The sequence below is a fragment of the Ensifer aridi genome (assembly GCF_002078505.1).
In the GTDB taxonomy this organism is placed as follows: domain Bacteria; phylum Pseudomonadota; class Alphaproteobacteria; order Rhizobiales; family Rhizobiaceae; genus Sinorhizobium; species Sinorhizobium aridi.
Genome location: NZ_LUAV01000062.1, coordinates 1 through 612 on the forward strand (window position 1 = coordinate 1; position 612 = coordinate 612).

General features: G+C 61.6%; 1 protein-coding gene. It reads right to left on the reverse strand.

The features are described 5' to 3' along the window. Positions 1–612: AMP-binding protein (locus AYK65_RS31220; protein ID WP_244560169.1), on the reverse strand; the 612-nt coding region annotated here is incomplete at both ends.

The window sequence follows — 612 nt, forward strand, 5'->3', positions numbered from 1 at the left end:
GACGCCATAGCTCGACCGTCGAAGACGACAACGCCTCACCGCCAATGACGAACAGCTCCACCTGACTGGCATCTCCAGCCGACTGCAGCTGCTGCCCCAGAACATCCAGATGACTGGGAGTGATTTTGACCAGCCTGCGGCGTAAGCCAAGCTCTGCCTTAAGGTTCTCGGTTTCATTTCCCTTGGATACGAGATGTTCATGCCCACCACAGATAAGAGGCGTAAACAGACTGGTAATCGTAGCATCGAAGGCGAGCGAAGAGGAGACGACGGAGGAGGATATGGGAGCGTAGATCTCACGAGCCCAGCTTAGATAATTGGTCATCCCGCGATGCTCAACCATGACGCCCTTGGGCGTTCCGGTGGAGGCGGAGGTGTAGATGACGTAGGCGAGATGGCTGGGGGTGAGGCCGAGCGCACGCGGGTCGGGATCCGACGCCGGCAGTTCCGCCCAGGCCGGGGTGGCCGCATCCAGATCAATCACGCTGAGATCGGCGAGTGCCTCGGCGCCGAGCGCTTCGCGGCCGGCGGCATCGCAAAGGATGAGTTGCGGGGCGGCATCGTCGAGCACCTGGTTGAGCCGCGCGCATGGATAGGCCGGATCGAGCGGCA